Below are 12,587 nucleotides of genomic sequence, written 5' to 3'. Positions count from 1 at the left end.
GGCGTTTTCAAGTTACAGCGCCGGGCGACTGGCGAGCCGCGCCGGCCTGGCCAAGACTGTTCAGTCCCCTTCCCCTGATCAGGAGCCCTGCCATGTCCATCGACAACGTGCTGTACCGCGCCTACGCCGAAGCCACCGGTGGCCGCGAGGGCCGCGCCATTTCCTCCGACGGCGTGCTCGACGTGGAGCTGACCACGCCCAAGGAACTGGGCGGCAACGGCGCCCGCGGCACCAACCCGGAGCAACTGTTCGCCGCCGGCTACTCGGCGTGCTTCCTCGGCGCCATGAAGTTCGTCGCCGCCCGCGACAAGCTGGCGATTCCCAAGGACCCGTCCATCGAAGGCGTGGTCGGCATCGGCCCGGTGCCCACCGGCTTCGCCATCGAGGTGGAGCTGCGCATCTCCCTGCCCGGCCTGCCGCGCGACCAGGCGCAGACCCTGGTGGACCGCGCGCACATCGTCTGCCCGTACTCCAATGCCACCCGCGGCAACATCGACGTCACCCTGACCATCCTCGACTGAGCCCCACCCCGGCTGCGGCGCCCGCCGCAGCCGCCTTTTCCCCTTCCCCGCCAAGGCCTATCCCGGATGCCGGGCTGCGTCTGCCCGGACGAATGGCGCAGTAACTCTTTAAAAAACAATTTACAGGTTACAAGGCGAGCGCAGAATACAGCCTTGAGTAACCATATAAATACACTTAAAGAGTTACAGAGGTGACCGCCATGTTCGCCCGACTGCTGCGCCGACTCTTCCCGCACCCCGCCGAAAAAGACCTGGACCGCTGGGCCGACGACCTCGCCGCCGAACGCCTCTGGCGCGCCAGCCCGGCCGCGCGGGCCCGCTACTACGCCCTGCCCGGCAGCCTGCCGCGGCAACCCCGGCGGCGCTAGAGCGCCGGCAGTTGGCGGAAGCTCACCGCCAGGCGGTTCCAGCAGTTGATGGCGGAAATGGCCACGGTCAGGTCCACCGCCTCGCGCTCGTCGAACTGGCTGCGCAACTGCTGGTAGACCTCGTCGGGCACGTTGGACTGCGACAGCAGCGTGACCGCCTCGCACCAGGCCAGCGCGGCCCGCTCGCGGTCGCTGAAGAAGGGCGAGTCGCGCCATACCGCCACGGCGTACAGGCGCCGCTCGGACTCGCCGCTGCGCCGCGCCTCCAGCGCATGCATGTCGGCGCAGAACGCGCAGTTGTTGACCTGCGAGACGCGCACCTTGACCAACTCCAGCAGCGGCTTCTCGATGGACAGGTCGAAGGTCGCCGCCTCCAGCGCCAGGATCGCCTTGAGCGCTTCCGGCGAGGCCGTGTAGTAGTCCAGGCGTGGTTCCATGGCGAAATTCCTCGAAGGTAGATGAAGACCATTCTGCCGGGCGTGCCACCGCGCCAGGGTGGCCAATCCGACGAAAAACTGCTACGTAACTTCGCGCCCGGCCCGGCCGCTGGCTAATCTTCCGCCAATACACAGCGAGCGCGGAGAGGCATTCATGGAGTTGCACATCGTCATCCAGGGCCAGAAGGACCTTGGCGGGCAACTCTACGCGCAGCTGCGCGAGGCCATCGACAGCGGGCGCCTGGCCGCCGGCGCGCGGCTGCCGCCCAGCCGCCTGCTGGCCGAGCAGCTGGGCCTGTCGCGCAAGACAGTGTCGGACATCTACGCCCAGCTCACCTACGAGGGCGTGCTGGTCGGCCGCGTCGGCAGCGGCACCTTCGTCAACGCCCGGGTGCCGCGCCACGAGCAGCGCCCGCTGGCCATCCGCTACGCCGCCCAGGAGGCCATCGACACCTGGGAGGCGCTGCAGACGCGCATCGTCCACCCCCACGCCGGCGTCACCCTGCGCGCCGACTTCCTCGGCGGCGCCAGCAGCCTCAATACCTTCCCCCACGAAGACTGGCGCCGCTGCGTGCACTTCGCCCTGCGCCAGATGCAGGGCCCGCGGGCGGTCTACGCGCAGCCCGAGGGCCTGCCCAGCCTGCGCGACGCCATCGCCCGGCACATCGCCTACAGCCGTGGCGTGCAGTGCCGCGACGAGGACGTCATCGTCTGCAACGGCGCGCAACAGGCCCTCGACCTGCTGGCCCGGGTGCTGGTGCGCCCCGGCACCCGGGTGGCCATGGAAGACCCCGGCTACCCGCCGGCGCGCCTGCAGTTCGCCATGCAGGGCGCGGAAATCGCCAGCGTGCCGGTGGACGCCGAGGGCCTGTGCGTGGAACGCATCCCCGACGGCACCCAGCTGATCTACTGCACCCCGGCGCACCAGTTCCCCCTCGGCATGCCGATGAGCGAGGCGCGGCGCCAGGCCCTGCTGGCGCGGGCCGCGGAGCTGGGCGCGGTGATAATCGAAGACGACTACGACAGCGAATTCCGCTACGAGGGCCGCCCCCACGAGACGCTGCACAGCCTCGACCGCCTGGGCCTGGTGGCCTACGTCGGGACCTTCTCCAAGACGCTGCTGCCGGAGCTGCGCCTGGGCTACCTGGTGGTGCCGCCGGGCCTGCGCCCGGCCCTGCTGCGTGCGCGGCAGCTGAACGACTGGCACAGCTCGACCCTGGCGCAGTGGGCGCTGGCCAAGTTCATCGCCGACGGCTGCCTGCTCAAGCACATCCGCCGCTGCCACGGCATCTACGCCACGCGCCGCGAACGCATCCTGGCGCGCGTCGAAGGCGACCTCTCGCCCTGGCTGCAGGCGGTGCCATCCAACGCCGGCTTCCACCTGGCGCTGCTGTTCAGGGTGCCGGTGAAGCTGCCGCTGCTGGTGGAGCTGGCGCGCAAGCTGGAAGTCGGCATCTATCCGCTGGACGGCTTCTACGACCGCGAGCCGGTGCGCCAGGGCCTGCTGATGGGCTTCGGCGCCATCGAGAAGCTGGACATCGACCCGGCCCTGGACAAGCTGCGCGACCTGCTCCGGCAGATCGCCTGAAGCCACGCGCCTCAGAAGGCCGAACGCACCACCCCGCCGTCGGCGCGCAGGGCCGCGCCATTGGTGGCCGAGGACGCCTCGGAGCAGACGTACACCACCAGGTTGGCCACCTCCTCCGGCGTGGTGAAGCGCTTGAGCAGCGAGCTGGGCCGCGCGCTGCGGAAGAACTCCGCCTCGAACTCGGCGAACGGCTGGCCGCCGGAGAGCTTGCCGACGAACTCGTCGACGCCCTCGGAATGCGTCGGCCCCGGCAGCACCGCGTTGACCGTCACCCCGGTGCCCGCGCAGTCCTCCGCCAGCCCGCGGGACAGGCCGAGCTGGGCGGTCTTGGTGACGCCGTAGTGGATCATCTCCACCGGAATCTGCACGCCGCTCTCGCTGCTGATGAACACCACCCGGCCCCAGTTGCGCTGCTTCATGCCCGGCAGGTAGGCGCGGCTCAGGCGCACGCCGGACAGCAGGTTGACCTGCAGGAAGCGCTCCCAGTCCTCGTCGGGAATCTCCGCGAAGGGTTTGGGATCGAAGATGCCCAGGTTGTTCACCAGCACGTCCACCTGCGGGTGCAGACGCACCAGTTCGGCGATGACGGAAGGTTGCGACAGGTCGCCGGCGAAGCCTTCGACGCGGGCGTCGGGCTGCTGCTCGCGCAGCTTGGCCAGGGCGGCGTCCACCGAAGCCTGGCTGCGGCCGTTGAGGACCACCCGCGCGCCCTCGCGCGCCAGGCCCTGGACGATGGCGAAACCGATGCCCTTGGTGGAACCGCTGACCAGGGCGAGCTTGTCTTGCAGATTGAAGTTCATGGCGCTGCTCTCGGTTGATTTCGGTTTTCGGTTTTCGGTTTTCGATTTTCGTAGGAGCGAGCTTGCTCGCGAACGGATTCCGCTGCGGGGTTACGCGAACAAGGGCTGGGCGACGCTGTGCTGAGTAGGCCCAAAGCAGCCTAGGCGCTGCCGGCGGCCACGTCCAAGCGCCGGTTGGATTGGACTGCCGGTTTTCGCCCGGATTGTCCGTTATTCCCCGCCCGCCGAACGCCTAGTATCCCCTTCACGAAATTTCCCTTCCCAGGAGTCCCGCCATGCAACAACGCATCCTCGTCATCGGTTCCGGCTTCGCCGGCATGTGGGCCGCGCTGGGCGCCGCCCGCGTCCTCGACCAGCACGGCCGCAGCGACGTCGAAGTCGCGCTGGTCGCCCCCGAGCCGCTGCTGCACCTGCGCCCGCGCCTGCACGAGGCCACCCCGCACGCCATGACCACGCCGCTGCTGCCGCTGTTCGAGGCCGCCGGGGTGCGCTACGTGCAGGGCAGCGTCGAGCGCATCCACACCGGCGAGCGCAGCGTCGAAGCCGTGAACGAGCGCGGCGAGCGCTTCACCCTCGCCTACGACCGCCTGGTGCTGACCGCCGGCAGCCGCCTGTTCCGCCCAGCCATCCCCGGCCTGGCCGAGCACGCCTTCAGCATCGACCAGACCGACGAAGCCAGCGCCCTGGACGTGCACCTGGCGCGCCTGGCCGACCTGCCACCGAGCGACGCGCGCAACACGGTGGTGGTGGCCGGCGGCGGCTTCACCGGCATCGAGATCGCCTGCGAGCTGCCCGCGCGGGTACGCCGCGTGCTGGGCGAGGATGCCGAGGTGCGGGTGGTGATAGTCGAGCGCAGCCACGTCATCGGCCCCGACCTGGGCCCCGGCCCGCGCCCGCAGATCGAGCAGGCCCTGGACGAACTGGGCGTGGTGCGCTTCCTCGGCGCGGCGGTCAACGCCATCGACGCCGACGGCCTGAGCACCACCACCGGCGAGTGCATAGAAGCCAAGACAGTGATCTGGACCGCCGGCATGCAGGCCAGCCCGCTGACCGCCCAGGTGCCCGGCGAACGCGACGCCCTCGGCCGCCTGCACGTGACGCGCGACCTGCGGGTGAAAGGCGTGGACGCGGTATTCGCCGCCGGCGACGTGGCCCTGGCGCAGGTGGACGATGCGGGCAACCACGCGCTGATGTCCTGCCAGCACGCGATGAACATGGGCCGCAGCGCTGGCTACAACGTCGCCGCCGACCTCCTCGGCCTGCCCACCCAGGCCTACGCCCAGCCGGTCTACGTCACCTGCCTCGACCTGGGCCCCTGGGGCGCGGTCTACACCGAGGGCTGGGAGCGCCAGGTCAAGCTGCAGGGCGCCGAGGCCAAGGCCCTCAAGCGGCAGATCAACACCCAGTGGATCTACCCGCCCCTGCCCAGCCGCAAGGCCGCCCGCGAAGCCGCCGACCCGCAGCGGGTGGTGGTGGCGTAACCGTTCGCGGTTCTTCGCCGCTACATCTGTGTCATTCCCCAACGCCATGGTCGAACCCGGGCTTTGCCTCCGGCCATGGCGATGGGTATCGCTTCGCTCCACCCATCCTACGGGAACCCGGAAAACAGCGTAGGAGCGGACCTTGTCCGCGATAGCCGGAGGTTCCGGCGCAATTCGCGGATGAGATCCGCCTACGCCGCCCCACCCGCGCCATTCCCTGTAGGAGCGCGCCCTGCGCGCGAATCGCGGGCAGGGCCCGCTCCTACGAGAAGCCATGTCCGCGATTGCCGGAACCTCCGGCGGGCCGCCCATGAAAAAGCCCGGGCACCTCGCGGTGCCCGGGCTTCTGCCGTTGGCGGCCGTCTGCGTGGTTACGGCATGACCGGCGGCAGGTACTGCAGGGTGGTGCCCAGGGCCCAGAGCAGGAACAGCACCAGGGGCACGTGGACCAGCAGTTGGACGAAGGAGAAGCCGATCAGGTCGCGGGCCTTCAGGCCCAGCACGCCGAGCAGCGGCAGCATGTAGAAGGGGTTGATCAGGTTCGGCAGCGCCTCGGCGGCGTTGTAGATCTGCACTGCCCAGCCCAGGTGGTACTTCAGCTCGGTCGCCACCTGCATCACGTAGGGCGCCTCGATGATCCACTTGCCGCCGCCGGAGGGGATGAAGAAGCCCAGCACCGCGGAGTACACGCCCATCAGCAGCGCGTAGGTGTCGTGGGAGGCGATCTGCACGAAGAAGGTGGAGATGTGGTGTGCCACGGTGGCGCCGTCGGTGCCTTTGACGGTGGTCATGATGGCGGCGATGGAGCCGTACAGCGGGAACTGGATCAGCACCCCGGTGGTGGTCGGCACCGCGCGGGCCACGGCGTCGAGGAAGTTGCGCGGGCGCCAGTGCAGCAGCGCGCCGACCATCAGGAACAGCAGGTTGTAGGTGTTCAGCCCGGAGATGGCGAGGATCGCCGGCTTGGTGGCGAACTCGTGGAACAGCCAGCCGGCGGCCAGGGCCACCAGCAGCAGGATCAGCAGCGGGCTGTGCTCCAGCCACTCGCCGGGGCGGCTGGGCTTGCTCATCTTCGGCGGGGTGAAGCTGACGTCCACGCCGCAGGCATCGGCGTCGCGGGCGCTGGATTCGCCCGGCGCGGTCATGTAGGCGATCACCACCGACACCACCACCAGGGCCAGCAGCATCAGGCCGGACTGCCAGAGGAAGATGGTCTCGGTGAAGGGGATCACCCCGGTGATGGCGAGGATCGACGGCGGCAGGCTGCCGGGGTTGGCCTGCAGCTGTGCGGCGGAGGAGGACAGGCCCAGCGCCCAGACGGCGCCCAGGCCCAGGTAGGCCGCGGCGCCGGCGGCGCGGTAGTCCATCTTCAGGTCCGTGCGGCGGGCCAGGGCGCGCACCAGCAGGCCGCCGAAGACCAGGCTCAGGCCCCAGTTGAGCAGCGAGGCGAGCATCGACACCACGGCCACCCAGGCCACTGCCGAGCGGCCGTTCTTCGGCACCCGCGCCAGCAGCGCGATCAGCCGCGAGGCCGGGCCGGAACTGGCGACCACGTAGCCGCCGATGACCACGAAGGCCATCTGCATGGTGAAGGGGATCAGGCTCCAGAAGCCGTCGCCGAAGGCCTTGGCGGTGTCGCCGGGGGACGCGCCCATGGCCAGGGTGGCCACGGCTACGATCAGCACCGCCAGGGTGGCGAACACCCAGGAGTCCGGGAACCAGCGCTCGGCCCAGGCCGAGCAGGCCATGGCGAAGCGTGCGGAACGGCTTTCCTGCAGTTGCAGTTTCGCGTTCATTTTTCCTACCTCGATTTTCTTGGAGTTATTTTTCTTTGTAACGCCGAACGCCCCGGAGTTCGTCCGGGGCGTCCGTCACACGGGCACGCGGGGCTCGATCAGTCGCGGACCAGGGCCAGGGCCACGCCCTGGCCACCGCCGATGCACAGGGTGGCAAGACCCTTCTTCGCATCGCGGCGGAGCATTTCGTGCAGCAGGCTGACCAGCACGCGGCAGCCGGAAGCGCCGATGGGATGGCCGAGGGCGATGGCGCCGCCGTTGACGTTGACCTTGGCGGCGTCCCAGCCCAGTTCCTTGCCCACCGCCAGGGACTGCGCGGCGAAGGCTTCGTTGGCCTCGATCAGGTCCAGCTCGGCCAGCTGCCAGCCGGCCTTGTCCAGGCAGCGGCGGGTGGCAGAGACCGGGCCGATGCCCATGATTGCCGGGTCGACGCCGGCGCTGGCGTAGGAGGCGATGCGCGCCAGCACCGGCAGGCCCAGTTCGGCGGCCTTGGCGGCGCTCATCAGCAGCACCGCGGCGGCGCCGTCGTTGAGGCTGGAGGCGTTGCCGGCGGTGACGCTGCCGTCCTTCTTGAAGGCCGGCTTGAGCTTGGCCAGGGCCTCGGCGGTGGTGCCGGCACGCGGCTGCTCGTCGGTGTCGAAGCTCAGCGCCTCGCCCTTGCGCTGCGGGATGCTCACCGGGACGATCTCGTCACGGAAGCGCCCGGCCTCGATGGCGGCCACGGCCTTCTGCTGCGAGGCGGCGGCGAAGGCGTCCTGTTCCTCGCGGCTGATGCCGTACTTGTCCACCAGGTTCTCGGCGGTGATGCCCATGTGGTAGTCGTTGAAGGCGTCCCACAGGCCGTCGACGATCATGCTGTCGACCAGTTGCGCATGGCCCATGCGCAGGCCGGTGCGGGCCTTGGGCAGCACGTAGGGCGACAGGCTCATGTTCTCCTGGCCGCCGGCGATCACCACCTCGGCATCGCCGCAGCGGATGGCCTGGGCGGCCAGGTGCAGGGCCTTGAGGCCCGAGCCGCAGACCTTGTTCAGCGTCAGCGCCGGCACCGCATGGGGCAGCCCGGCGGCGATGGCGGCCTGGCGCGCGGGGTTCTGCCCGGAGCCGGCGGTGAGCACCTGGCCGAGGATCACCTCGTCCACCTGCTCGGGCTTCACGCCGCTGCGCTGCAGCAGCTCGCGGATGACGATGGCGCCCAGTTCGTGGGCGGGGATGTTCGCCAGGCTGCCCTGGAAGGCGCCGATGGCGGTGCGGGTGGCGGCGACTATCACTACGTCTTGCATGATTGGCTCACTCCGGTGGCTTGGGCTGCCCTCTCCCCCGCCCTCTCCCTGAAGGGAGAGGGAGCTGTCCGTGCCAGGATGACTCATGTGCTCATCCCGGCGCCGGACCAGTCCCCTCCCCCGCTTGCGGGAGAGGGTTAGGGAGAGGGTGCTCTTACAGCGCGACTAACTCAGTGGTGGTGATGGGTATCGCTTCGCTCAACGCCATCCTACGGGTGCTACTCCTGCGCGCGATCGCGGGCAGGGCCCGCTACAGGGGGTGTCAGAAGGTCATCTCTTTGACGTCATCCGGCACGATCAGCCGTCCGGCGGTCTTCTCGGCGATTTCCTCGACGCTCACCCCCGGCGCGGTCTCGCGCAGGACGAAGGCGCCGTCGACGATCTCCAGGTAGGCCAGGTCGGTGAGCACCTTGCGGATGCAGCCGGCGCCGGTCAGCGGCAGGCTGCAGCGGTCGAGCAGCTTGGACTCGCCGTCCTTGGAGGCGTGGGTCATGGTGACGATGATGTTGTCGGCGCCGGCCACCAGGTCCATGGCGCCGCCCATGCCTTTCACCAGCTTGCCGGGGATCATCCAGGAGGCGATGTTGCCCTGCACGTCCACCTCGAAGGCGCCGAGCACGGTGAGGTCGACGTGGCCGCCGCGGATCATCGCGAAGGACTCGGCGGAAGAGAAGATAGACGCGCCCTTCACGGCGGTCACGGTCTGCTTGCCGGCGTTGATCATGTCGGCGTCGAGGGTTTCCTCGGTGGGGAAGGCGCCCATGCCGAGCAGGCCGTTCTCCGATTGCAGCATCACTTCCATGCCCTCGGGCACGTAGTTGGCCACCAGGGTCGGGATGCCGATGCCGAGGTTCACGTAGTAGCCGTCCTGCAGTTCGCGCGCCACGCGCTGGGCCATCTGTTCGCGGGTCAGTGCCATCTTCTTGTCTCTCTTGTCCGGTGGGCTCAGGAACGCACGGTGCGCTTTTCGATGCGCTTCTCGAAGGTCCCCTGGATGATGCGGTCGACGTAGATGCCGGGGGTGTGGATCTGGGTGGGGTCCAGCTCGCCCGGCTCGACGATCTCCTCCACCTCGACCACGGTGATGCGCCCCGCGGTGGCCACCACCGGGTTGAAGTTCTGCGCGGTGTGGCGGTAGATGACGTTGCCGTAGTGGTCGGCCTTCCAGCCCTTGACGATGGCGAAGTCGCCGGTGATGGCCTGTTCCATGATGTGCGGGCGGCCGTTGAACTCGCGCACTTCCTTGCCTTCGGCAACCGGGGTGCCGTAGCCGGTGGCGGTGAAGAAGGCCGGGATGCCGGCGCCGCCGGCGCGCAGTTTCTCGGCCAGGGTGCCTTGCGGGGTGAGTTCCACTTCCAGTTCGCCGGACAGCAGCTGGCGTTCGAACAGTTCGTTCTCGCCGACGTAGGAGGCGATCATTTTGCGGATCTGCCGGTCTTCCAGCAGCACGCCCAGGCCGAAGCCGTCGACGCCGCAGTTGTTCGACACCACCGTCAGGCCCTTCACGCCCAGGCGGCGGATCTCGGCGATGAGGTTCTCGGGGATGCCGCACAGGCCGAAGCCGCCCGCCAGTACCGTCATGCCGTCGGTGAGCCCGGCCAGGGCCTCCGCGTAACTGCCAACCCGCTTGTCGAGTCCTGCCATCTGCTGCTGCCTCTCTTGTAGTTTGGGTTTCCGACCGGCCGGTCGGAGAGCGTCTGCAGCTTCACCGCTGGGGACTGATTTGTTAAGTTTGTTTTTCCAATCGATTATTCGGCTTTGCTTATCAATGACTGTCAAGCAACTGCGCGCCTTCCTCGCCGTGGCGCAGAGCCTGAGCTTCGCCCAGGCCGGCGAGCGCCTGCACCTGTCGCAGCCGGCCCTGAGCCTGGCGATCAAGAACCTGGAGGAATCCCTCGGCGGGCAGTTGCTGGTGCGCACCACCCGCAGCGTCGCCCTCACCCCCGAAGGCGAGACCCTGCTGCCCATCGCCCGGCGCCTGCTGGCCGACTGGGACAACGCCGAGGAGCTGCTGCGCCAGCACTTCACCCTCCAGCTGGGCAAGGTCTCCATCGCCGCCATGCCCTCCTTCGCCGGCAACCTGCTGCCGGGCGCGCTCATGGCCTTCCGCCAGCGCTACCCGAAGGTGAACGTGGCGGTGCACGACGTGATCAACGAACAGGTGCTGGAGATGGTGCGCAACCGCCGCGTCGAGCTGGGCATCGCCTTCGAGCCGGACAGCCTCGACGGCCTGAGCTTCCAGGCCTTCTACAGCGACCGCTTCGTCGCCGTGCTGCCGGCCGGCTCGCCCCTGGCCGGGCAGCGCCGGCTGACCTGGGCACAGTTGCTGGAGCAGCCCTTCATCACCCTGCAGCGCCCTTCGGCGGTGCGCCTGCTGCTGGAAGACAGCGTGGCGGCCAGCCACGGCAAGCTGGCGGTGGCCTTCGAGAGCCACCAGTTGGTCACCGTCGGGCGCATGGTCGCCCAGGGCCTGGGGGTGAGCGCGGTGCCGCGCCTGTGCGTGAAGCAGATGGAGGAGCTGGGCGCGCGCTGCGTGGACCTCTACGAACCCACGGTGGAGCGCCGCGTGGGCCTGTTCAGCCTGGCCGAGCACAAGCTCTCCAGCGCCGCCCAGGCGCTGAGCGACGTGCTCTTGCAGATAGCCGACTGGCCGCGGTTGCAGAAGGAAGGTTGCGAGGAAGGTCGAGCAGAATGAGGCAGAGTCGCGCGGCGCGGGCGGCGGAAGAACGCCGCCCGTTGCGCCGGGAGGGTCAGATGTCGCTGCACATCTCGGTCTGGCGCAGGTACTCGAGCACGTGGACCTGGCCCTTGGAGTCGGCGTAGGTCATTTTCGCCGGGGCAACTTCGCAACGGTCGTTGGCTTGCTCGATGCTGATCACCTTGGCCACATCGAGCTGCATGCCGTAGTGGTAGACCACGGGCGCGGCATCGGCGGCATTGGCGGCCAGGGCGGCGCCCATCAGGGGGATGGCGAACAGGCTGAACAGTGTGCGTTTCATGGTGGGATTCTCCGGGTTTCCGGCGTGCTGGCCATTTGGCCTTGCCGTATATTCAATTTAGTTGAACGGCCGTTCCGGACACAGAGGCAATACGACAAGGGATTACTGCGCAAAACGTAACAATAAGGGCTTGCCAACCTGGCTGAATGGATTGACCGCCCTTTCACCTGCGGTAAAAAGCCCCTGGACTGGCAGGATTCGATTCATTTTCCCCTTTGCTGCCAATTGCCAGGGGCGTCACAATGGCAAGCCCATTCGTCGCCAGGACTCCGCCATGAAACGCGTGGCCATGCTGCTGTTCCCCGGCGTGCAGGCGCTGGACGTCGCCGGCCCGCTGGACGTCTTCGCCGAAGCCAATGCCTTCGTCGCGCCGGGCAGCGGCTACCAGGTGCTGACGCTGGCCGAACGCGGCTTCCCCATCCCCGCCTCCAACGGCCAGTTGCTGGGCGCGCAGCACGAGCTGGACGGCGCCGTCGGCGGCTTCGACATCCTGCTGGTGCCCGGCGGCCCGCAACTGCCCGCCGAGACACCTTCCACCGCCCTCCTCGCCTGGCTGCGCCGGGCCTGCGCCGAGACGCCGCGCTACGGCTCGATCTGCACCGGCGTCTTCCTCCTCGGCCATGCCGGGCTGCTGGACGGCAAGCGCGTCACCACCCACTGGGGCGACGCCGCGCGCCTGGCGCAGCTGTTCCCGCGGGCAAGGGTGGAGCCCGACAGCATCCACGTGCGCGACGGCGCGCTGGTGACCTCCGCAGGGGTGACCGCCGGCATCGACCTGGCCCTGGCGCTGGTCGCCGAGGACCACGGCCCGGCGGTGGCATTGAGCGTGGCCAAGCGCCTGCTGGTGGTGGCCCAGCGCCAGGGCGGCCAGTCGCAGTTCAGCCCCTATCTGCAGGCGCCAGCGGACGGCGACTCGCCCATCGCCCGGGTACAGCGCCACGTGCAGGCCCATCTCACCGACGCGCTGTCGGTGGCGGAACTGGCGGCGGTGGCGACCATGAGCGAGCGCACCTTCGCCCGGGTGTTCGTCCGCGAGGCGGGCATCACCCCGGCGGAGTTCGTCCAGCGCGCCCGGCTGGACGCGGCGCGGGGGTTGCTGGAAGGCAGCGGGCTGCCGCTGAAGGTGGTGGCCTGGCGCTGCGGCTTCGGCAGCGCGGCGCGGATGCGGCTGGTGTTCGTGCAGAGGCTGGGGGTGACACCGACGGAGTATCGGGGGCGGTTTCGGGGGGATGGGTAACGGGCTTGAGAGAATGGTGATAACCCCGAAGAGCGCCCTCTCCCTAACCCTCTCCCTGAAGGGAGAGGGGACCGTTCGGT

Annotated in this window: 13 protein-coding genes; 6 read left to right on the top strand and 7 right to left on the bottom strand. The window is 68.9% G+C overall.

Annotation, left to right across the window (positions count from 1 at the left end):
• Positions 1-92: 92 nt before the first annotated feature.
• The gene (locus tag IG194_RS29115; RefSeq protein WP_009622165.1) at positions 93-521 is read left to right on the top strand and encodes an organic hydroperoxide resistance protein; all 429 of its coding nucleotides are present in this window, start codon (positions 93-95) and stop codon (positions 519-521) included.
• Positions 522-721: 200 nt separating this feature from the next.
• Positions 722-889: a hypothetical protein gene (locus IG194_RS29110; RefSeq protein ID WP_160329413.1), complete on the top strand. Its 168-nt coding sequence runs from the start codon at positions 722-724 to the stop codon at positions 887-889.
• Here the strand turns inward: IG194_RS29110 and IG194_RS29105 are convergent.
• Positions 886-1,326 carry a carboxymuconolactone decarboxylase family protein gene (locus IG194_RS29105; protein ID WP_043272695.1) on the bottom strand — a complete coding sequence of 147 codons (441 nt, stop codon included), beginning with the start codon at positions 1,324-1,326 and terminating at the stop codon, positions 886-888. The genes IG194_RS29110 and IG194_RS29105 overlap by 4 nt on opposite strands.
• Positions 1,327-1,480: 154 nt before the next feature.
• Here IG194_RS29105 and IG194_RS29100 point away from each other — a divergent pair, with 154 nt between their 5' ends.
• Positions 1,481-2,914 (top strand): PLP-dependent aminotransferase family protein, encoded by a 1,434-nt coding sequence (locus IG194_RS29100; RefSeq protein WP_058489562.1) that lies wholly within the window; start codon positions 1,481-1,483, stop codon positions 2,912-2,914.
• A gap of 11 nt (positions 2,915-2,925) precedes the next feature.
• Here the strand turns inward: IG194_RS29100 and IG194_RS29095 are convergent, their stop codons facing one another.
• The gene (locus IG194_RS29095) at positions 2,926-3,714 is read right to left on the bottom strand and encodes an SDR family NAD(P)-dependent oxidoreductase (protein WP_058489561.1); all 789 of its coding nucleotides are present in this window, start codon (positions 3,712-3,714) and stop codon (positions 2,926-2,928) included.
• 275 nt (positions 3,715-3,989) lie between these two features.
• Here IG194_RS29095 and IG194_RS29090 point away from each other — a divergent pair, with 275 nt between their 5' ends.
• Entirely contained in the window at positions 3,990-5,195 is a 1,206-nt protein-coding gene (locus IG194_RS29090) for an NAD(P)/FAD-dependent oxidoreductase (RefSeq protein WP_058489560.1), read from the top strand.
• Positions 5,196-5,566: 371 nt separating this feature from the next.
• On the opposite strand, the gene IG194_RS29085 is transcribed toward IG194_RS29090, so the two are convergent.
• The 4 genes from IG194_RS29085 to IG194_RS29070 form a co-directional block, all read right to left on the bottom strand.
• The gene (locus IG194_RS29085; protein WP_043272688.1) at positions 5,567-6,991 is read right to left on the bottom strand and encodes a short-chain fatty acid transporter; all 1,425 of its coding nucleotides are present in this window, start codon (positions 6,989-6,991) and stop codon (positions 5,567-5,569) included.
• Between the two features lie 98 nt (positions 6,992-7,089).
• A complete protein-coding gene (locus tag IG194_RS29080; protein ID WP_058489559.1) occupies positions 7,090-8,271 on the bottom strand; it encodes an acetyl-CoA C-acetyltransferase in 1,182 nt (393 codons plus the stop codon).
• Positions 8,272-8,533: 262 nt separating this feature from the next.
• Positions 8,534-9,190, bottom strand: a complete 657-nt coding sequence (locus IG194_RS29075; protein ID WP_058489558.1) for a CoA transferase subunit B — start codon at positions 9,188-9,190, stop codon at positions 8,534-8,536.
• Positions 9,191-9,216: 26 nt separating this feature from the next.
• A complete protein-coding gene (locus IG194_RS29070) occupies positions 9,217-9,915 on the bottom strand; it encodes a CoA transferase subunit A (RefSeq protein WP_009622180.1) in 699 nt (232 codons plus the stop codon).
• Between the two features lie 124 nt (positions 9,916-10,039).
• Here IG194_RS29070 and IG194_RS29065 point away from each other — a divergent pair, with 124 nt between their 5' ends.
• Complete coding sequence (locus IG194_RS29065; RefSeq protein WP_009622181.1) at positions 10,040-10,966, top strand: LysR family transcriptional regulator; 927 nt, start codon at positions 10,040-10,042, stop codon at positions 10,964-10,966.
• A gap of 55 nt (positions 10,967-11,021) precedes the next feature.
• On the opposite strand, the gene IG194_RS29060 is transcribed toward IG194_RS29065, so the two are convergent.
• A complete protein-coding gene (locus tag IG194_RS29060) occupies positions 11,022-11,270 on the bottom strand; it encodes a DUF2790 domain-containing protein (protein ID WP_009622183.1) in 249 nt (82 codons plus the stop codon).
• 274 nt (positions 11,271-11,544) lie between these two features.
• On the opposite strand from IG194_RS29060, the gene IG194_RS29055 reads away from it, so the two are divergent.
• Positions 11,545-12,507, top strand: a complete 963-nt coding sequence (locus IG194_RS29055) for a GlxA family transcriptional regulator (protein ID WP_058489557.1) — start codon at positions 11,545-11,547, stop codon at positions 12,505-12,507.
• Positions 12,508-12,587 lie beyond the last annotated feature (80 nt).

It is taken from the genome of Pseudomonas sp. ADPe, assembly GCF_014843515.1.
In the GTDB taxonomy this organism is placed as follows: Bacteria; Pseudomonadota; Gammaproteobacteria; order Pseudomonadales; family Pseudomonadaceae; genus Pseudomonas; species Pseudomonas citronellolis.
The sequence above is the reverse complement of the archived record's forward strand: the minus strand, read 5'-3'. Positions and strand labels throughout refer to the sequence as shown.